We start from the raw sequence: 21,042 nt of genomic DNA, 5'->3' as shown, positions 1-21,042 counted from the left end.
CGACAGACAAAGCGCCGTGTAATTACTCAATAGTTACCTTGCCAAGCAAGCAAACTTCATGCCCAAACGAGTGAACGAATCAAGTTTGCCGAGCATGCCGCACAAGGGCTGTGTCACCTTCATGACGGATTGGCGGGTTGACGACAATCGTGTCGTCTTTGTCGGTTTTGCGACAAGTACCGGCACCGGATCAGTATCTGCACATCTCCACTATCCCGTTGATTTAAAAGGGAATTCCAGAATGGCACGGTTTTGGCTATCGATGCAGGTCATGCCCATCGCCGGTCGACATGAAGGACGGAGCAGAGCAAGCCGGCAATCCCGCCAGCGTTATGTAGCGAGCTATACAAACCTCAATCATTCACCATCGCCGAACATGAATCTGCCGTCGATCTCCGAGTCTGGTGCACCAAGCGCGTGCTGGGCGCCCTGCTCTCAGGCATGCTATCTGACCTTGAACTGGCCGGCCGCTGGCGCGGCCATGCCACGTGGTCCGCAGCAGGCGATCTGCGAGCCGCCAGCGTTGCCGCAACCAGCGCACCGGCTGCTGGCACTGTGCGATGAATCCGGCTTGCGCAGACTGGTGCTGCATCACATGCGGCGCCTGCGCCATTCCCCTTTGTTCGCACGCTCGCACAACTGCTTTGATTGCGTTACCTCGCGGATCGCCGACTTCGTGGTGGAGTCATGCGGCGGTCCGCTCTACTACAGCCAGCGCCATGCCCATCTGCAAGCGGGTGCCGGCCTGCCGTTGCTATTGGATGAAGCGGGCCGCGAACTGTGGCTGGTACAGCTTTGGCATACCTTTGACGATATCGGCTTTCCGCCCGCACTGCGTGCCGACTTCTGGGCCTGGGCCGAACCCTTGTCGATTCACCTGCTGGTGCGACATGCCCGCATCGAACCGCCACGGCGCTACCCTTATGACGTGGTGCGCAGCTGGTTCCACTCGCCGGCCACCGATATGCTGCCGCCGATACCCGGGCCGATCCGCCCCTCGGGAAGGTCCGAACCATGAACTGCTCCAGCAGACATGGCATACCCTGCAGCGGCTCCTTGATGCGGCCGGCCTGAGCGATGCCCAACTCTTTTTCCTGCGAACCCGCCATGCCAGACTGCCAGCAACGCTACGGCGTCTTCCTCAACGTCGAAAATCCCCACGGCAATGCGCGCGATGCCCTGTTGCAAACCGTCGATCATGCCATCGTGGCAGAGGCCCTGGGCTATCACGATGTCTGGGTCGCCGAGCACCATTACAGCAGCTTCGCCATCGGTAGCGCCTTGATGGTGCTGCTGGCGCAGATCGCCGCACGTACTTCGCGCATCCGCCTGGGTACGGGCGCGTCGTTGCTGGCACTCAATGACCCCTTGCGGGTCGCCGAGGACGTGGCCACGCTGGACCTGCTCAGCAACGGCCGGATGGAATTCGGCGTGGCACGCGGCGGGCCGTTTCCAGAGCAATATCGTCACGCCGGCTTGAGCAGTGCCGATCTGGCGCGTGCGCGCATGATGGAGGCGCTGGACGTGATCCTGCGTGCATGGCAAGGCGCGCCATTCAGTATCGAGGGACGTTTTTTTCACTACGACAGAGTGCAGTTGCAACCGCAGCCGCTGCAACGGCCCATCCCGGTGTGGCTGGCCAGCATGAGCGAGGATTCGCTTGATCTGGCCGCGTGCCATGGTTATGGACTGATGGCCACGCCCTCTGCCGACCTCGGGCAGGTGGTCACGCGCGTGGCTGCACAGCGCGCGCAGCGCGGCCCCTTCCCGTTTGCCATCGCCCGTTTTTTCCATTGCGAACCGGAGGCGCACAAGGCGCTGGCGCATGGTCTGGCGGGCGTGCGCGCGTATCCGCGCATGATGCAAGTGCAATTCGCGCCCGGCGGCACCCCGCCCATGTTCCAGGCCGATGCCACCGATCAGGTCATCCTGGCCAACGCCATCATCGGCGACCCGGCGCAATGCGTGGCGCGCATTGAACAGCTGCAAGAACAACTGGGGCCGCATCGCTTGCTGCTCAAGCCCGCCAACCATGATCCGCAGCAAGCGCGTGCAGCCCTGCGCTTGCTGGCGGACGCGCTGGGATTGAAGCCAGCGGCAAGGACATGAAGACCTTGCCTGTCACCGATACCACCCTGTTGAGCAGCGAACTGAAACTGGTGCATCGCCTGGACCAGCGCTTCTTTGCCCTGCTCGACGCCATCGCGCAAACCGGGTCGATCAATCGCGCGGCCAGCACGGCGGGCTACAGCTACAAAGGCGCGTGGATGCTGCTGGAGTCGGCCGGCAACCTGGTCAATGGCGCACTGATCGAAACCGTCACGGGCGGCAAAGGCGGTGGCGGCACCCGGCTCACGCCTGCCGCGGTGGAACTGCTGGCCGCGTGGCGCGAGCTGCAACGGCGCAATCTCGAATTCCTGCATAGCCAGGAGACATGGCTTAATCAACTGCCAGCCTTGGCTGGCCTGCTCAGGAGAATGGCAATGAAAACCAGCGCACGCAATCAATTTGCCGGCGTCATCAGTGCGATCGATACCGGCCCTGTCACCACGCAAGTCACCGTCATCATCGCCGGCGGGCAAGAGATCGTGGCCACCATGACCACGACTGCCGCCCACCGGCTCAAGCTCAGGATCGGCGGCAATGCGATTGCGCTCATCAAGTCCTCGGCGGTGGTGCTGGTCACCGATTTTGCCGGCTTTGCGCTGTCGGCACGCAATCAGTTCGAAGGCACGGTCTCGCGCGTGGAGCGTGGCGCGGTATCGTCGCTGGTGGTGTTGACCTTGCCTGGCGGGGCCTCCATGACCGCCAGCGTGACCAATGACGCCATCGATGCGCTCTCGCTGGTCGTGGGCCAGACCGCTAGCGCCGTCTTCAAGGCGTATGCAGTGATGGTGGCCGTGCAGCAAGATTGACGACACGCGGTTGTACAACCGCCGCGGCCTTGAGGGCAAGGGATTTGCGCGTCAACTGCCCGTTCTCCAGAGACAGCAGCACATCGGCCTGGTCGAAGTAGCGGTCGTCATGCGAGATCACCAGCACGGCCTTGCCCTGTGCTTTCAGCTCCGGCAGGATTTCCCGATAAAAGACTTCCTTGAACAAGGGGTCCTGATCCGCAGCCCATTCGTCGAAGACCATGAAGGGCCGGTCCTCCAGCGCCGCCACCACCAGCGCCAGGCGCTTGCGCTGGCCTTGCGACAGGGCGCGCGTGGTGAACGCGCCCGCCTTGACCTGCACCACATGCTGCAGTTGCAGCCGTTCCAACAGGCGATTGGCTTCGGCATCCAGGCCGGGGCGGCCACCTTCGAGCAACTGGTCGAACAGGTGGAAGTCCGAGAAGACGGTCGAGAACAATTGCCGGTAAGCGTCGCGGTTGGCATCGTCCACTGCGTTTCCATTCCAGAGAATCTCCCCCTCCTGCGGCACATAGAGTCCGACCAGCAGCTTGGCCAGGGTGGTCTTGCCGCTGCCGTTGCCACCGACCAGGAAGCACAGCTCGCCCGGACGGAAGCTCAAGTCGACCGGCCCCAGCGTGAACATGCCATCGCTGCGCTCGTGATAGTAGCGATGGCTCACACCGCGCAGCACCAGGCTGTCCAGCAGGCTGCGCTGGCCGGCCGGCGCGGGCGCTTCGCTGCTGGCCATTTCCTGGGTGACGGCATCGATGCGGGCAGCGGCCACGCGGGCCAGGTTGGCACGCGGGATGTTCATCAGCAGCACTTCCAGCGGCGTGACGATATACACGAACACCAGTGCAAAACCGCTCACCACCGCGCGTTGGCCAGGGGCGTCGCCGACCAGCGCGAACAGCACCAGGCCGATGAAGGCGAAGATCAGGAAATTGCCCCAGCCGGCCGAGGCGCTGAAGGTACACATGCCGCGCGTACGCAGGCGACGCACGTTCTCGATGGCCGCGTGCAGCAGGCCGCGCTCGAACCGCTCACGCTTGTCGCGATGCAGGCGCAACTCCTTGGCCCCATGGGTCATGCCCTGGAAATGGCCAAACATCACATCCTGCTCGCGCGCGGCCTGCTCCAGGTAGCGGATGGCCTTCAGGTGGGCCAGGTGATAGCCGACCGACCCCAGCGCCAGCACCGCCAGCGCGCCCAGGAAAACCTGCCAGGACAGCAGCACCATGTAGATCAGGCAGCCGATCACGACCACCGAATTGGTCAAGATCGCGGGCATGCCGACAAAGAATTCTGCGACCTTGGCACTGTGCTCGGTCAGGGCCGACTGGATGCGCGGTGCGCCGATCTTCTCGATATGCCGGTAATCGGCGCCGATCACGCGCCCGGAGATGTAGCGGCGCAGATCCGCCTGCGCGCGCTGGTTCAGCCGCTCGAAAGAAATGTTGGACAGCATGTGGAACACCATCAGCAGCAGCACCGTGGCCGCGAATTGCCAGGCGGCATGGGGACGGCTGGCCGCCTGGCCGGCGATGGCGGCATTGATCTGCACCACCGTGAGCACGCTGCAGATGCCGCGCAGGACGCTGGCAGAAGCGGCTAACAGAAGCAGGCGCCAGGATTGGCGTATCAGGTAGTTGAGCATGCGGTAACGGGTCGGAAAAGTCGGGGGAAGAGTAAAGACAAGAAAATCGCAAACGCAGAATTGTTCACTTGACTGACGATCCAGCCGCCCCGCGGTTTAACCCTGCCCTCCTGTCAGGAAACCTCCAAAAAACACCCTGACCCGCTTCACAAGCGGCTTTGCGGCCGATTTCACTGTTTTCTATAAATAAAAATACTTCTCATTCGTCTATAGAAAGGTGAAGGTCTTTGCGATCCGGATCAGATCGGATGTTGCTTTTATTCATCTTTTCTGAGTATCCGGCGCGATGCCTTGCGTTGTGTCGTTTTGCTTACCGGGAGCTTTTATTTATGCCGCTGTCCCCCTCCTCTGCCGCTGCCGCCACCCCTTTGTGCATCCATGGCGAGCCCCTGCTGGTGGTGCGCCAGGCGCAGCATCTCGCCGTCACCGATGCCGATGGGCGGGTGCGGTCGCGCTGGTCGTGGCTGCACGGCAGCAGCCAGGAATGGAGCATCGCTCCCGAAGGCGGAGCGGGCGCCACTTACGCTGATCTGCTGGCCGTGTTGCAGACGGTTTTCCTGCACGTGCCGCAGGTGAAGACCATCAACGTCGAGCTGCCGCAGGAACAGGCTGCCGCCTTTTGCCGGGCCGGCCTGCTGCTGCGCCAGGGCGCGCACCACGTGGCCGTGGCCGAACTGATCTGGCAGCACGCAGCCGGCTGGCTGCCGCTGGAGCGCCCGCCCTTCCCGGTGCAGCAGGTGATGAGCGAGGGCAAGCGCCATCCGCTGCGCCCACCAAAGCCGGAAGGCGAAGTCTATCGCCGCTACCTGCCCTGGCTGGGCCAGACCCTGACGCTGCGCAGCCTGCGCCTGGAAGAGGATCTGGCGCTCTTCAACCGCTGGATGAATGACCCGGTGGTGGTGCAGTTCTGGGACGAAGCCGGCGACCTGGCGCGCCATCGCCGCTATCTCGACACCATCGCCGCCGATCCGCACATGACCTCGCTGATCGCCAGCTTTGACGACCGGCCCTTTGCCTACTTCGAAGTCTATTGGGCCAAGGAAAACCGCATCGCGCCCTTCTATGACTGTGGCGATTTCGACCGGGGCTGGCATGTGCTGGTCGGTGAGGAAGCCTTCCGGGGCAAGCAATTCGCGGTGGCCTGGCTGACCTCGATCTCGCATTACCTCTTCCTCGACGATTGCCGCACCCAGACCGTGGTCGGCGAGCCCCGTGCAGACCATGAGAAGCAGATCCGCAATCTCGACAAGAGCGGCTACGCCAAGCTCAAGGAGTTCGACTTCCCGCACAAGCGCGCCATGCTGGTGATGCTGTCGCGCGAACGTTATTTCGGGCAAGGCCTGTGGCAGCCGCAGACTGCGCTGGCGCCACTGGATCCGCCGTTTTTCCCGCTTTTTCCCTGAAAGGAGCTCCGTCTTGAAGATCCATGACCTCATCGGTGTCGGATTCGGCCCGTCCAACCTGGCCCTGGCCATCGCCCTGCAGGAAGGCCAATCCGAGGCTGGCCCGATCGATGCCCTGTTCCTGGAAAAACAGCCGCACTTCGCCTGGCACGGCGACATGATGCTCGATGGCACCCACATGCAGATTTCCTTCCTCAAGGACCTGGCCACGCTGCGCAATCCCGCCAGCCCCTACACCTTCATCAACTACCTGCACCAGAAACGGCGGCTGTCGGACTTCATCAATCTCAAGACCTTCTATCCCAGCCGACTGGAGTTCAACGATTACCTGGCCTGGGCGGCCGGCCACTTCGCTCATCAATGCCATTACGGCGAAGAGGTCATCGCCGTGCTGCCCGAGATCAAGGGCAGCGAAGTAGCACTGCTGCGGGTGGTCTCGCGCGATGCCCAACACCGCACCCACGAGCGGCTCACGCGCAACCTGGTGATGGCCCTGGGCGGCACGCCCAACATCCCGGATTGCCTGGCGCACCTGCGCGACGAACCGCGCGTGTTCCATTCCAGCAGCTTCCGCCGCGACTTCGCACAGCTGCAACAGCCGCGCCGCGTGGCCGTCATCGGCGCCGGCCAGAGCGCCACCGAGATCTTCCTGGAACTGCAGGGCCATCCGCGCCTGACGGTGGATCTGATCACGCGCGCACGCACCATCAAGCCTTCCGACGACAGCCCCTTCGTCAACGAGATCTTCAATCCCGACTACACCGATTACGTCTACAACACGCCCGAAGACAGCCGCGCAGCGCTGCTCGACGAATTCATGCAGACCAACTATGCCGCGCCCGACATGGCCCTGATCGAACGGCTCTACGACGTGCTGTACCAGCAGAAGGTCAAGGGAGAACAGCGCCACCGCTTCCTGCGCCGCCACGAAACGATGAAGGCCTGGAGCGATGAAGCCGGTGTGCACCTGGCCCTGAAGAACCTGGAAACCGGCCAGGCCAACACCGAGACCTATGATGCCGTGATCCTGGGCACCGGCTACCAGCGCCAGCAGCATCACGCCCTGCTGGGCGAGCTGCAGGCCTACCTGCCGGGCATGCGTGTGGATCGCCACTACCGGCTGGACAGCACACCCAACTTCCGCCCGGCGATCTTCCTGCAGGGCAGTTGCGAAGCCTCGCATGGCCTGAGCGACACCCTGCTCTCGATCACGGCGATCCGCACCGACGAAATCCGCCTGGCCCTCACGCACAAGCTGCACCAGGGCCAGGCAATCCCCGCAGCACTGCAGGCATCAGGGGATGCCAAGCGCCACGGCGCCTTGCAGGCCTGACCCGGAGCGCGCCAGCCGCCGCCAGCGCTGCCCCATGTTCAACGTCACATCAACAACGTCAACACCAACAACAACAGCAATCGAGGAACGCGTTTTATCATGACCCAACGACACTCCCGGAACCACCCTTCCCCGCTGCGCCAGCGCCTGCTGGTCAGCTCCCTCCAGTGCGCCCTGCTGGGCATGTCGGTCTCCGCCAACAGCCTGGCGCAGACCACCGGCACGGATGAAAAACTGCCCCAGGTTACCGTCACGGCGACGGGAGAAGAAGAGAAAGCCACCGGCCCGGTGCATGGCTTCGTGGCCAAGCGCAGCGCCACCGCCACCAAGACCGATACCCCCATCACCGAAACGCCGACCTCGATCTCGGTGGTGACGGCCGACCAGATCGCCACCCAGCAGGCCCGCACCGTGGCCGAAGCACTCAGCTACACCAGCGGTGTGCAGGTCTCCACCGGTGCCTTTGCCATCGTCGATACCGGTGCGCTGCTGCGCGGCTTTTCCCTCAACAATGGCGGCTCCTTCTACCGCGACGGCATGCTGACCTCCTCCAACGCCAGCTACAGCCGCTACGCGCCCGAGCCCTATGGCCTGGAACGCATCGAACTGCTGCACGGCCCGGCCTCGGTGCTGTTCGGCCAGAACTCTCCGGGCGGCCTGATCAACGTGGTCTCCAAGAAGCCCACCACCACACCCCTGCATGAACTGGAAGTGCAGGTCGGCAGCTTCGACCGCAAGCAGATCGCCGGTGACTTCGGCGGCGCCCTGGATGACGCCGGCGTCTGGTCCTATCGCCTCACCGCGCTGGCGCGCGAAGCCAAGACCCAGGTCGACAACACCGTGGACAACCGCCTGTTCCTGGCGCCGGCCATCACCTGGCGCCCCGATGACCGTACCGAATGGACCGGCCGCATCGAACTGCAACGTAGCGAGGGCCTGGCCAACAACCTGTTCCCGGCGGCCGGCACGGTGACCTACAACCCCAATGGCCGCATCCCGACCAGCACCGCGCTGGGCCGCTCGGCCGACAACAACGAACGCTACGACAACGCGTCCATCAGCTCGCAGTTCTCGCACCAGTTCGACGATGTGTGGACGTTCCGGCAGAACCTGCGCTACACCAAGTACGACGGCACCCGCAACAACCTGCGCTTCGCCTCCTTCTATCCGACCACGCAATACGCCACGGCGGCCCTGCAGCGCTGGCGCCTGAAGACCAATTCCGACACCTTCACCACCGACAACCAGCTGCAAGCCGACTTCAGCACCGGCCTGCTCAAGCACAAGGTGCTCATGGGCGTGGACTACCATCGCACGGCCGGCACCGTGAGCGGCTACACCAGCCCCAACACCCTGGCCGGCTACGTGCTCTCCAACATCTACACCAACACCTATGCCAACCTGCCGACGGTAGCAGACAACTACAACACCAAGACCCTGGACGAACAGATCGGCGTGTATCTGCAGGACCAGCTCAAGATCGGCCAGCGCTGGATCGTCTCGGCCGGCATTCGCCACGACAACTCCGACCAGACCGTCACCAACTACATCGCCAAGACCCAGACCAAGCGCAGCGACCAGGCCAATACCCGCAACCTGGGCACGGTGTATGAACTCGATGGTGGCTGGTCGCCCTATGCCAGCTACTCCGAGTCCTTCACCCCGACCACCGGCACCAGCTACGGCGGCGCCATGCTCACCCCGGAGACCGCCAAGCAATATGAAGCCGGCGTGAAGTACGCACCGGTCAATACCAATGCGCTCTTCACCATGGCCTTGTTCGACCTGACCCGCCAGAACGTCTCCACCGCCGACCTGGCCCACGCCGGTTACTACACGCAGACTGGCGAAGCCCGTTCACGCGGGGTCGAACTGGAAGGCAAGATGTCGCTGGCCGATGGCCTGAACATGACCTCCAGCTACAGCTATACCAATACCAAGGTGACCAGCAACACCTCCAGCAGCACCACTACCAGCACCGTGGGCAAGGCGCTGCCGGGCGCCTCCAAGCACAGTGCCGGCGTGCTGCTGGACTACGGTTTCCAGCGCGGCACGCTGGCCGGTACGCACGTCTCGGCGGGGGTGCGCTACATCGGCCGCGCCTATGGCAATGCGCTCAACACCTTCGAGACCCCCTCGGTCACCCTGCTGGACTTCGGCGCGCGTTTCGACCTGGGCCGCATCTCCAGCGACTGGCGCAACTTCGAGCTGGCGCTCAAGATCAACAACGTGACCGACCGCATCTATGCCTTCTGCTCGGAACTGTGTGAATACGGCGCCCGCCGCACCGGCCTGGTACAGGTGACCACACGATGGTAAATCCCGCTCCGGGGTCCTCCGGGCGTGCCTGGAGGCCGTGGGTGCCGAGCCGCCAGACCTTTGTCCTGCTGCATCGCTGGACCGGTCTGGCGATCGCGTTTTTCCTCGTGGTGGCCAGCCTGACCGGCATCCTGCTGGCCTTCGAGGATGAGCTGGAGGTCTGGCTCGCGCCCGAGCTGCAACTGGCCCAGCCGGCACCGGGCCAGAAGGCTGACGCCATGCTGGACCCCTACGTCCTGCGGGAACGGGTCCAGCAGCAATTGGGCGAGAAGGTTTACGTCAACCAGCTGATACTGCACCCGCAGCCCGGCCGCACGGTCTCCTTCACGGCCGACCCCGCCACCGATCCGGCCAGCGGCCGGCCCTACCGGCTGGGCTACAACGAAATCCTGGTCAATCCCTATACCGGCAAGGTGCAGGGCGTACGCGACCGCGACAAGATCAGCCTGCATCCGCAGAACCTGATGCCGCTGGTCTTCAACATCCACCATTCCATGGCCCTGCCACGGGTGGCGGGGGCCTTGCTGATGGGGCTGGTCTCGACCTTCTGGACCATCGACTGCTTCGTCGGGATGTATCTGACCTGGCCGCGCGCACGGCCCTTCCTGAGCAAGTGGAAACCGGCCTGGATGGTGAAGTGGCAGGCCGGCATCTACCGCGTCAACCTCGACCTGCACCGCGCCTTCGGGCTATGGTGCTGGCTGATGCTGCTGCTGTTCGCCTGGTCCAGCGTGATGTTCAACCTGCGTGAGCAGATCTACATGCCGGTGATGTCGCGCATCCTGCCCTTCGATACCAGCTGGCGTGCCCAGCCGCCCTTGCGCGAACCCATGGTGCAGCCGCCCATGAGCTGGCCGCAGGCGCACGCCATGGCGCGCGAGGCGATGCAGCGCTTTGCTGCCGAACGGGGCATCCGCACCGACTTCGAGGAAAGACTGAGCTTCGACCGCCGCCGCGGCCTCTATGCCTACATGGTCCACAGCAGCGCCGATCTGCGCAGCAACGTCGGCAATACCGGCATCCTGATCGATGCCCGCACCGGCCAGCTGCGCGGCCACTGGCTGCCCAAGGGCGACCGCAGCGGCAACACCTTCAGCAACTGGATAGGCGCGCTGCACATGGGCCAGGTATTCGGACTGCCATGGCGCATCTTCATCTCCTGCATGGGACTGGTGATCACGCTGCTGTCGGTGACCGGCGTGGTGGTCTGGTGGAAGAAGCGCAAGGGCCGCAGGGCTCACCTGCACAAGGCCTGAGTCCGCTCTGCCAGGCACTTTTCCACGGCCTCCCGGATGATTCCGGGAGGCCGTTTTTTCAGGTCGGCCATCCGCCTCAGCGCAGCAGTGCCAGTACGCTGGCATGCCACTGCGCATGGCCGAGGATGGACAGATGGTCGGCCTGCTCCACCGTGGCCAGGGAAGCCAGCGTCCCGGCGTACTGCGTCCAGTCGGTCGGCATCTGCCCGGCCTCGCGCCGTCCGGCCTGCCATACGTGCAGCGGTGCCCTCACCCGGACCTGTGCCTGCAGGCCCAGCCGCAGACAGCGGATGCGTTCCCACAGCGCCGCTTCGGCACCGCTCTGACCGGGCGCATCCAGCGGCAGTCGCTCGCCCAATCTGCCGACGATCTCCAACAGGAAATAAGCGCGCTGCGGCGCACTCATCTGCGCCAGCAGCGCATACCAGAGGGCGCGCCGCGGCGAACGCTGCAGCCAGCGTTCCAGGGTGGCTTCATGGGCTTGCAGCACGGCAGCCGGCGGTGCGGGCAGTTGCGCCAGTTGCTGGCGCAGGCCGGCAAAGTCGGCACTGTCGACCAGGCCGATCCACTCGACCTGCACCGCCGCATCGCGGCGCTGGTGCAGCTGGTGCGCCGTCTCCAGCGCCAGCAGGCCGCCCACGGACCAGCCCAGCAGGCGCACACGCCTGCCCGGCAGGGCTTCGCAGAGCGCGCTGGCATACTGCGCAGCCAGTGCATCGGCATCCATGCTGCTCCAGCGCCATTGCTCATGCGGCGGACAGAGCAGCTGGAACATCGCGTGCTCCTTCCCGATGGCCGCAGCCAGCGCATCGTACTCATGCGCATTGCCCATGTGTGCCGGCAAGCACACCAGTACCACGTCCTCCTGACACTCGGCCTGGGCAGGGCTGTACGGATGGCGTTGCAGTACCGGTACAGTGCCGGTACGGTTGGCCGCACGCTTGGATGAGACAACCGGGCCACCCTGGCGCAGCAATCCGGACAGTTTCTCCTGGCCGGGCAGCGCCAGCAGCAGTTCGATCAGCCGGCGCGCCAGATGCGCCACGTGCGCCTGTTCCAGCCGCGCGCCATCGTATTCGAACTGGAAGCGCAGGGCTGCACCCGGCAAGACCACCACCGTCAAGGGGAATTCGGTGGCGCCGCGGCTGCGGATGGCATCGAAGGCCAGCGAGCGGCCCACGCCCTTTTTCAGCGATTCATCCACCGGGAAGTTCTCGAAGATCAGCAGGCTGTCGAACCAGTCGCCCTCGCTGCGCCCTGCCCATTGCGAGATCGCAGCCAGGTCCACGTGCTCGCGCTGGCGCAGCGCCAGGTTGTGCGATTGCAGCCCGGCCAGCCACTGCGGCACACGCAAGTCCCCCTGCAGATGCTGGATCAGCGGCAAGGTATTGATGCACATGCCCATGACCCGTTCTATCCCCGGAAAATCAGTACTGCGTCCGGAGGCCGTGACGCCGAACACCACATCGTCGCTGCCGGTCGCTTCCTGCAACACCAGGCTCCAGGCTGCCTGCACCAGGGTATTGAGGGTGACCTTGCTGCTGGCCGCAAAGGCTTGCAGGGCCTGCGTCTGCGTGCTGCCGAGCTGCTCGCGCACGGTGTCATAGGCCGAGCTGGCGCCACTGGCCTGGCCTTGCGGCAGCCGGGTCGGCACCCCGCACAGCAGCCCGGCCGGGAACTGAGGGCAGCGTGCGAACTGGGCGCGCCAGAACTGTTCATCTGCCGGCGTGGCTTGCCGTTGCAACCAGTCGATGTAATGGCGGAAGTCCAGCGCCTGGTGCTGCAACGGCTGCGCTTCCATCAGCGAGAACACTTCGCCCAGCAACTGCGACATGCTCCAGCCATCCAGCAGCACGTGGTGCCAGGTCCACAGCAGCCGGTAGCCCTGCTCCTCGCGGGCGATCACGAAGCGCATCAACGGCGCCTGCTGTGGCGCAAAGCCACGCTGGTGCTCGTGGCGGCACAGCGCTTCCCATTGCTGCTGCACATTGGCTGCCGACTGGCCGCGCCAGTCCAGCACGGTCAGCGGCAACTCGGTCTGGCGCAAGACCACCTGCACCGGCTGCGCCTGGCCACCCCAGGCAAAGCCGGTGCGCAGGATGGGATGGCGCTGCAATACGGTGCGCCAGGCCTGGGCGAAGCGCGCCAGATCGATGTGGGCGCTGCTGGCGTCGAGCTGTACCACGTTGGCCACCGCATAGGGTGAGTCGCGCAGATGGCGCAGCATGTTGCGCTGCCATGGGGTGGCCGGATAGATGTCCTCGATCAGGGATGGCGCGCAAGCCATCTCGGCCACGATGGCATCCAGTTGCGCCTGGTCGCGCTGCAACAGCGGGAAGTCCGAGGGCGTCACCCCGCCTGCGCTGCTGGCGCAATGGGCGATGAGCTCGTGCAAGGCCGTCTCCAGCGCGCCGGCCAGCCGCTCTACGGTGGCAGCCTCATAGCGTTGGCGGCTGTAGCTGATCTCCAGCCGCAGTTCGCCACCGGCCACCTGGCCATTGATGGAAAGCTCGCAGCCCAGCGGCGCGTCTGGATCGCGTGAGGCACCGGGCGACTCCGCCGCAGGCTGCCAGCCGCCCTCCTCGCGGAAATTGCCGTCGAACTGGCCCAGATAGTTGAAAGCCAGGGCCGGCTTGGGCATGCGCTGCAGGGCCTGGCGCTCTGCGGCGCTACCCCATTGCCGCAGCAGGCCGTAGCCGATGCCGTTGTCCGGCAGGCTGCGCAGCATGCTCTTGACCGCGCGGATCAGCGCGGGCCACTCGCCTGCCGTAGGCAAGGCCACCGGCATGACGCTGGTGAACCAGCCTATGGTGCGGGAAACGTCCAGCGCTTCGCTGCCGGCATCGAGCTGCTCGCGGCCATGCCCTTCGAGCGTGATGAGCAGTTGCGCCATACCGCCCCACTGTCCCAATGCCCGCCCCAGCGCGGCCAGCAGCAGATCGTTGATGCGGGTGCGATAGGCCGCCGGCGCCTGTTTGACCAGCGCCTGCGTCTGCACGGCGTCCAGGCGGCATGCCACGCGCGCCTGGTCGGCGGCCCGCAGCGGCGCCTCGGGATGATCGCAAGGCAGGCTGGCGGGCAGGTCTTGCCATGCTTGCCAGTAGCCAAGTTCATCGTGGCGGCGGGCCGCCTGGGCTTGCAGGAAACGGCCCCACTGGCGGTAGGAGGCGGTCTTGGCCGGCAAGACCGGGGCGGCCCCGGCCAGGCGCTGGCGATAGGCCAGTTGCAGGTCTTCCAGCAGGATGCGCCAGGACACGCCATCCACCACCAGATGGTGCACCACCAGCAGCAGCCGCCAGCTGCCGTCGTCCAGTACCATGCTGCCTGCGCGTAGCAGCGGGCCGCGTTCCAGCCGCAGGCTGCGCTGCACGCGCGCGCAGAAGGCCTCCAGCTCGGCCGGCGAATGCACTTGCGCCTGCCACAGCAGCGATTCATCCGCATCGCGTTCGCGGCGCGCGCCATAGGCCTGCTGCCATTGGTCCTGTGCCTCCTGGCGGAAGACCATGCGCAGGGCGTCGTGGTGATTGACCACATCGACCAGGGCCTGCTGCATCGCGCCGAAGTCGATGGGCTGGCGGCTGTGCAACAGAATGGCCTGGTTCCAGTGGTGGCGCTGCGGGATGGCGCTGGCCAGGAAGTCGGCCTGGATCGGCAGCAGCGGCACCGGCCCCGCGCTGGCATCATCGGCTGCCAGGCCGGCCTGTGCCGGCTGCGCCACCGGGTCGGCCGGGGTAGCCGCCTGGGCCAGCGCTGCCACGGTCTGTTGTTCGAAGATCTGGCGCGGGGTCAGTTTCCATCCCTGCTGGCGCAGGCGCGCGATGATCTGCAGGCTGAGGATGGAGTCCCCGCCCAGTTCGAAGAAATTGTCATGACGGCCGACCCGCTGCACCCCCAGCACTTCGGCCCAAGTAGCCGCGATCAGGCTTTCCAGCGCGCCCTCGGGGGCCGCGCCGACATCGCTTTCGGGCAGGGCCGGCAGTTCCTGCGGCAGCGCCTTGCGGTCGATCTTGCCATTGGCGTTGAGCGGCAGCGCCGGCAGCACGATGATGCGGCTGGGCAGCATGTAGGCCGGCAGGCTCGCAGCCAGCGCACCCTGGATCGCCGCCAGATCGGGCGTGCTTCCCGCAGGCGCGCTGACGAAGGCCAGCAACCGGTCGACCCCGCCCACGGCACGCACCACCACCACGGCCTGACGAATGGCCGGCTGGGCCAGCAGTGCCGCCTCGACCTCGCCCAGTTCGATGCGGAAACCCTTGATCTTGACCTGATGGTCGATACGCCCCAGGTAGGCGATCTGCCCATCCTCGCGCCAGCGCGCCAGGTCGCCGGTACGGTACATGCGCTGCCCTGCTGCGCCGAATGGATCGGCCAGGAAGGACGCCGCCGTCAAGCCCGGACGGTCCAGGTACCCGCGCGCCAGTCCGGTGCCGCCGATGTAGAGTTCGCCGGCCACGCCGCGCGGCAGCAACTGCAGCCGGTCATCCAGGATCATGGCGGTGCGCTGGCCGACAGGCCTTCCGATAGGCGCATACGGCACATCGCACGGCTGGGTCGCAGCGGCCTTCCAGACCAGGGGCGTGACCACCGTTTCGGTCGGGCCGTAGCCATTGATCAGACGCTGCGGACGCAGCACGCGCTGCACCTGCTCGAAGGTCTCGCGCGGCATGGCTTCGCCGCCGAAGGAATACAGGAAGACCGTGGGCGGATTGCCGCTGCGTTCCACCCAGTCGGCCAGTTGCTTGAGATAGACCGGCGGGAACCCGGCATGGGTGATGCGGTGCCGATGCAGCGCCGCCGCCGTCTGCTCCGGCGTCCACAGGTCCGGATCGCGCAGCACCAGCACGCCGCCCACGCAGAGAACCGTCATCCAGCGCTCATGGGCGCCATCGAAACTGAAGGAGAGGAAATGCAGTTCGCGCGACTGCGGCCCCATCTCGTAGAGCCCGGCGGTGGCCTGGATGTGCATGGACAGCGGCCCGTGCGCCACCTCCACGCCCTTGGCTCGGCCGGTAGAGCCAGAGGTGTAGATGACGTAGGCCAGGCTTTCCGGGCTGGTCTCGACGGCAGGCAGCCCCGCCGGACCCTCTTCGAGATCGAGGCTGCCGATATCCAGCCAGTCGCGGCCGGTCTGCGTCGCCAGCGCCGGCCAGGGCTGGTCCTGCACGATCACCAGGCCGGCGCGGGCATCGCGCAGCATATAGGCCACGCGCTCCTGGGGCGCTTCCAGATCGATCATCACGTAGGCCGCTCCAGCCTTGAGAATGCCCAGCAACACCACGATCATCTCCGGCGAACGCGGCAGCGCCACGGCGATGCGCTGTTCCTCTGCGCCAGTACCAGAGGGCAGGCCGCGCGCCAGCAGATGATGGGCGAAGCGATTGGAGCGCTCTTCGATCTGGCCATAGCTGAGGCTGCGCTCGCCCATCACCACCGCCTCGGCGTGCGGCTGACACTGTGCGATATGCGAGAACAGGACGTGCACCGGCACGCGCTGAAGTTCGTCCGGTGCCGCCTGCCCCAACTGCAAGAGCGCCTGCTGCTCCTGCTGTGCCAGCAGCGTCACCTCGCCCACGGCGCGCGTCGCCGATTGTGTCAGTGCCAGCAATCCCTGCAGCAGATGGCGGGCGATCTGCTGCACGGTCTGCGCATCGAAGTGCTGGCGTTGATAGCGCAAGCCGATCTGCAAGCCGTTCTGCACGCCATCGCCCGGCGCCACGCCCACGGTCATCGGATAGTTGGTCTGCTCGCGGGTATGGGTACGGCAAAAGCGCGGGCCCTGCGCCTGGCCGCTGCGCAGCACGCTGTCGATGGGATAGTTCTCGAACACCAGGATGCTGTCGAACAGGCTCTGGCCGAGATGGCCGTGCCAGCGCTGGATCTCGTAGAGCGGGGTGTGCTGGAAGGCGCGTGCGGCCAGATTCTGGTCCTGCAGCGCTTGCAGCCACTGGCCGACCGGCTGCGCGTGGGCCGCCGGCACCAGCACCGGCAAGGTGTTGATGAACAGGCCCAGCCATTGCTGCACGCCCTCCAGTTCCTCGGGACGTCCGGCGACGGTGGCGCCGAAGCACACTGCCGCCTGCCCGGTATAGCGTTGCAGCAGCAGCCCCCAGGCAGCTTGCAGCAAGGTGTTCAGCGTCACCCGCTGCGCCTTTGCGAAGCCTTGCAATTGCTCGGTCTGCGCCACCGGGAGGAAGACCTTGTATTCGCCATCGCCCATGGGTTCCTGATCCGGCTGCACCGGGGTGCAAGCCTGATGCAGATAGGTCGGTGCGGCCAGCGGCGCCAGGCTTTCCTGCCAATGGCGGCGGGCGGCCTCGCCATCCTGTTGCTGCAGCCACGCGATGTAATCGCGGTAGGCTCCCTGCACCGGCTCGGTGGCGGGCTGTCCATGGTAGTGGCGCACCACCTCGCCCAGCAGTTGCGAAGTGCTCCAGCCATCCAGCAGCAGGTGGTGCACGGTCCAGATGAAATGGTGGCGGGCTGCACCGGTACGCACCAGCATCAGGCGCTGCAGCGGTGGACGGGCGAGGTCGAAGCCGCGCCCCAGTTGTTCGGCGGCGATCGCTTCGAGCGCCGTCTCGGCATCGCTGCTGGCGCGCACGTCGGCTTGCTCGATGGACAGCGCCAGCGTGCGCGCGACCCATTGCAGCGGCGGCGTATGCTCGGCCAGGAAGCCCGTGCGCAGCACCTCATGCCGGTCCTGCACCGCCTGCCATGCACGTTGCAGGCGTGCCACGTCCAGCTCGCCATCGATGTCGATGCGCAACTGGTTGAGATAGGCCGCACTGCCGCTCTCGTAGACGCTGTGGAACAGCATCCCGGTCTGCATCGGCGAGAGCGGATAGAGGGCCAGCACCTGCCCGGACGGCACCGGCAAGGCAGGCATAGCGGCCGAGGCCAGCAGGCTGAGGTCGGGGCCGCTGGCGGCGACCGCCACGGCCGTAGGGCGGACGGCCTGTTCGATGGGCTGCGCCACCTCGGCCAGTTGGGCGATGGTCTGGCGATCGAACATCTGGCGCGGCGTCAGCTTCCATCCGGCCTTGCGCAGGCGCGCGATGATCTGCAGGCTCAAGATGGAATCGCCGCCCAGCGCAAAGAAATTGTCCTGGCGTCCGACCTGCGGCAGGCCCAGCACGTCTTGCCAGATTGCCGCCAGCGCCTGTTCAATCTCGCCTTGCGGGGCGCTGTAATCGTTCTGCTGGCTGACCTGCACGGCCGGCAAGGCCTTGCGGTCGATCTTGCCATTGGTGTTCAGCGGCAATGCCGACAGCACCATGATGATGGCCGGTACCATGTACTCCGGCAGATGCTCGGCCAGTGCGCTCTTGAGCGCTAGCTCGTCGTGACTTGCGCCCTGATGCAGCGACACATACGCCGCCAGTCGCTGTCCCTCCACCGCCACCACCACCGCTTCACGGATGGACGGTTGTACCAGCAAGGCCGCCTCGATCTCGCCCAGTTCGATACGCAGGCCGCGCAGCTTGACCTGATGATCCAGACGCCCCAGGTACATCAACTGGCCATCTTCGCGCCAGCGCACCAGGTCGCCCGTGCGATACAGGCGCTGACCCGTGCTGGAGAACGGGTCGGCGACGAAACGCTCTGCCGTCAGGCCCGGCTTGTTCAGATAGGCGCGGGCCAGGTTGACCCCGCCCAGGTACAGCTCCCCGGCTACCCCCGGCGGCACCAGCTGCATCGCCGCATCCAGCACATAGGTCCGGGTGGCGCTGATGGGGCGGCCGATGGAGACGCTATGGCCTGCGTCGTCGCGCTGGCAAGTCCAGTGGGTGACGTCGATGGCAGCTTCGGTCGGACCATACAGGTTGATCAAGGCCGCCTGCGGAAGCTGGCGCTGGGTCTGCTGCTGCAATTCCATCGGCAGCGCTTCGCCGCTGCAGATCACCCGGCGCAGGCTGGGACAATCCGGGCCGTGGCCGTCGTTGACGAAGGCTTGCAGCATCGAGGGCACGAAGTGCAAGGTAGTGATGCCGGCTTGTTCGATCAGCGCCGCCAGCCGTGCCGGATCGCGGTGTTCACCGGGCGCGGCCATGACCAGTTCGGCGCCGGTCATCAGCGGCCAGAAGAATTCCCACACCGAGACGTCGAAGCCGAACGGTGTCTTCTGCAATACGCGGTCATCGGGGCCGAGCTGATAAGCCTCCTGCATCCATGCCAAGCGGTTGTAGAGGCTACCGTGGCGATTGGCGGCACCCTTGGGCTGGCCGGTGGAGCCGGAGGTGTAGATGACGTAGGCCAGTTGTTCCGGATGAATCGGCAGGCCGGGATTCCCGGCAGGCGCAAGACCGGACAGTGCGGCGACATCGACGATACGGCAACCGGACACTTCCGGTAACTGGCCCAGTACACTTGCGTGGGTCAGCAGCAGAGAGGTGCGGCTGTCTTCGATGAAGTAGCGCAAGCGCTGCGGCGGATGATCGGGGTCCATCGGGACGTAGGCCGCCCCGGCTTTCATGATGGCCAGCAGGGCCAGCACCATGTCCTCGGAACGCTCCATGCAAACGCCCACCCGCTGGTCGCGGCGGACGCCCTGTGCGATCAGCCAGTGTGCCAGTGCATTGGCGCGGCCATTGAGCTGGCCGTAATCCAGCGCCTGTCCGGTATGCGGCACGCGCAAGGCAGGCCGCCCGGGGTGCGCCTGTGCCTGCGCCTCGATCAGCGCCAGTACGTCACCGGCCCCATGCGCTTGCGGATTGACGCTCCATGCCTGCAACATCGACTGTTCCTTGCCGCCGAGCAGGGCCAGTTCACCGAGAGGGGTGTCGGCGGCGCTGCCCAACTGTTCCAGTACGGTGAGATAGACCGCAGCGATACGGGCAATGCTGCTCTCCCGGAACAGGGCGCGGCGGTATTCCAGCCGCAGTTTCACTTGTCCGCGGATGAGCTTGACGTCCAGCGCCAGATCGAACTTGGCCGCATGCAAGGCAATCTCCAGCGTACTGGACTGCAGTCCCGGCAGATCCAGCGTGCCGCTGCCGTCGATGACCTGCAGTCCGAACAGGGTCTGGAACAGCGGATGGCGCGGCAGGCCGCGTTCGGCGGGATAGCGCTCCAGCAGCAGTTCGAAGGGCAGCTCGGCATGCGCCATGGCGTCCAGCGTGTCGCTGCGCACCTGGCGGCATAGCGCACGCAGGCTCATGCCGGGGTCCAGACGCGCGCGCATCACCTGGGTGGTGACGAAGAAGCCGACCATCTCCTGCAGTTCAGGCCGGTTACGCCCGGCCTGGGGAATGCCGACCGCGAAATCATCCTGGCCGCAGCAATGGCGCAGCGTCACCTGCCAGGCCGCCAGCATGACCACGAAGGGCGTGCAGCGCTCCTGCTGGCAGAACTGGCGCAGGCGCGCCGCCAGCGCATCATCCAGTACCAGGCTGTAGAGCGCGCCGTCTTCCTCGCTGGCGCTGCCGCCCTGCTCCACCGGCAGGTTCAGCGGCGGCACGTCCTGGCCCAGCCTGGCTTGCCAGTGATCCAGCTCCTGCCGCAGCCACTCCCCTTGGCAATGTGCACGCTGCCAGCGCGCGTGATCGGCGTATTGCAAGGCCAGCGGCGGCAGCGCCGGGGCCTGTCCGGCCAGGGCTTGCGCATAGGCTTGCTGCAGGTCGCGGACGATCACGGGATTGGACCAGGCATCGGAGACGATGTGGTGCATGCCCATGACGAGCAGATGATCTTGCTCGCCCAGTTGCAGCAGCCGCACGAACATCAGCGGCGCCTGGCCCAGGTCGAAGACGTGGTGTGCGGCAGCGTCGATGGCCGCCGTGACCAGCGCTTCATGCGCCTCGGCCGGCTGCCCGCGCAGGTCGCTCAGTTGCAGCGGCAGCGCCACGGCCGGGAGGACTTCCTGGCAGGCTACGCCGTCGTGCTCGACAAAACGCGTGCGCAGGCTGGCATGGCGCGCGATGAGGGCATCGAAGGCGGCCTGCAGCGCGGCGTGGTCCAGCCGGCCCTGCAGGCGGAAGGCGCGGGTCAGGTTGTAAGCGGTCTGGTGCGGCGCCAGCTGATGCAGATACCACAGCTGCTGCTGGGAGAACGACAGCGGCGCCGGGCCCTCCTGAGGTGCAGCACCAGCGGCCTGCTCCTGTTCGCGTTGATCGGCCTGCAGCAGTGCCAGCAATTGATGATTTTTTTCGTTCATGAAAGCGTGATCCAAGAAAAGAGG

9 protein-coding genes are annotated in these 21,042 nt (G+C 65.6%); 7 read left to right on the top strand and 2 right to left on the bottom strand.

The features are described 5' to 3' along the window. The first annotated feature begins 481 nt into the window (after positions 1 to 481). The 3 genes from ACVC5H_RS13120 (at position 482) to ACVC5H_RS13110 (ending at position 2,915) form a co-directional block, all read left to right on the top strand. Entirely contained in the window at positions 482 to 1,018 is a 537-nt protein-coding gene (locus ACVC5H_RS13120; protein WP_489618347.1) for a globin family protein, read from the top strand. A gap of 89 nt (positions 1,019 to 1,107) precedes the next feature. Next, on the top strand, positions 1,108 to 2,109 hold the full coding sequence (locus ACVC5H_RS13115; protein WP_489618346.1) for an LLM class flavin-dependent oxidoreductase: 1,002 nt from the start codon (positions 1,108 to 1,110) through the stop codon (positions 2,107 to 2,109). Beyond that, a complete protein-coding gene (locus ACVC5H_RS13110) occupies positions 2,106 to 2,915 on the top strand; it encodes a TOBE domain-containing protein (protein ID WP_489618345.1) in 810 nt (269 codons plus the stop codon). The genes ACVC5H_RS13115 and ACVC5H_RS13110 overlap by 4 nt, the downstream gene beginning before the upstream one ends. Here the strand turns inward: ACVC5H_RS13110 and ACVC5H_RS13105 are convergent. Continuing rightward, complete coding sequence (locus ACVC5H_RS13105; RefSeq protein WP_489618344.1) at positions 2,875 to 4,554, bottom strand: cyclic peptide export ABC transporter; 1,680 nt, start codon at positions 4,552 to 4,554, stop codon at positions 2,875 to 2,877. The genes ACVC5H_RS13110 and ACVC5H_RS13105 overlap by 41 nt on opposite strands. Positions 4,555 to 4,883: 329 nt before the next feature. On the opposite strand from ACVC5H_RS13105, the gene ACVC5H_RS13100 reads away from it, so the two are divergent. The 4 genes from ACVC5H_RS13100 to ACVC5H_RS13085 all read left to right on the top strand — a co-directional run bounded on the left by ACVC5H_RS13100 (position 4,884) and on the right by ACVC5H_RS13085 (position 10,865). Further along, positions 4,884 to 5,957, top strand: a complete 1,074-nt coding sequence (locus tag ACVC5H_RS13100) for a GNAT family N-acetyltransferase (RefSeq protein ID WP_489618343.1) — start codon at positions 4,884 to 4,886, stop codon at positions 5,955 to 5,957. Positions 5,958 to 5,970: 13 nt separating this feature from the next. Then, positions 5,971 to 7,290, top strand: a complete 1,320-nt coding sequence (locus tag ACVC5H_RS13095; protein WP_489618342.1) for a lysine N(6)-hydroxylase/L-ornithine N(5)-oxygenase family protein — start codon at positions 5,971 to 5,973, stop codon at positions 7,288 to 7,290. Positions 7,291 to 7,389: 99 nt separating this feature from the next. Beyond that, positions 7,390 to 9,609, top strand: a complete 2,220-nt coding sequence (locus ACVC5H_RS13090; RefSeq protein WP_489618341.1) for a TonB-dependent siderophore receptor — start codon at positions 7,390 to 7,392, stop codon at positions 9,607 to 9,609. Beyond that, positions 9,603 to 10,865: a PepSY-associated TM helix domain-containing protein gene (locus ACVC5H_RS13085; protein WP_489618340.1), complete on the top strand. Its 1,263-nt coding sequence runs from the start codon at positions 9,603 to 9,605 to the stop codon at positions 10,863 to 10,865. The genes ACVC5H_RS13090 and ACVC5H_RS13085 overlap by 7 nt, the downstream gene beginning before the upstream one ends. A 76-nt stretch (positions 10,866 to 10,941) precedes the next feature. On the opposite strand, the gene ACVC5H_RS13080 is transcribed toward ACVC5H_RS13085, so the two are convergent. Beyond that, positions 10,942 to 21,018: an amino acid adenylation domain-containing protein gene (locus tag ACVC5H_RS13080; RefSeq protein WP_489618339.1), complete on the bottom strand. Its 10,077-nt coding sequence runs from the start codon at positions 21,016 to 21,018 to the stop codon at positions 10,942 to 10,944. Between the last annotated feature and the right edge of the window lie 24 nt (positions 21,019 to 21,042).

The sequence above is a fragment of the Herbaspirillum sp. Her3 genome, from assembly GCF_057961275.1.
This window is presented reverse-complemented; position numbering and strand designations above follow the sequence as displayed.

Bases quoted from the DNA above. Each gene is read 5' to 3' on its own strand.
- ACVC5H_RS13120 (WP_489618347.1), top strand. From the start codon at position 482: ATGCCACGTGGTCCGCAGCAGGCGATCTGCGAGCCGCCAGCGTTGCCG.
- ACVC5H_RS13115 (WP_489618346.1), top strand. From the start codon at position 1,108: ATGCCAGACTGCCAGCAACGCTACGGCGTCTTCCTCAACGTCGAAAAT.
- ACVC5H_RS13110 (WP_489618345.1), top strand. From the start codon at position 2,106: ATGAAGACCTTGCCTGTCACCGATACCACCCTGTTGAGCAGCGAACTG.
- ACVC5H_RS13105 (WP_489618344.1), bottom strand. From the start codon at position 4,554: ATGCTCAACTACCTGATACGCCAATCCTGGCGCCTGCTTCTGTTAGCC.
- ACVC5H_RS13100 (WP_489618343.1), top strand. From the start codon at position 4,884: ATGCCGCTGTCCCCCTCCTCTGCCGCTGCCGCCACCCCTTTGTGCATC.
- ACVC5H_RS13090 (WP_489618341.1), top strand. From the start codon at position 7,390: ATGACCCAACGACACTCCCGGAACCACCCTTCCCCGCTGCGCCAGCGC.
- ACVC5H_RS13085 (WP_489618340.1), top strand. From the start codon at position 9,603: ATGGTAAATCCCGCTCCGGGGTCCTCCGGGCGTGCCTGGAGGCCGTGG.
- ACVC5H_RS13080 (WP_489618339.1), bottom strand. From the start codon at position 21,018: ATGAACGAAAAAAATCATCAATTGCTGGCACTGCTGCAGGCCGATCAA.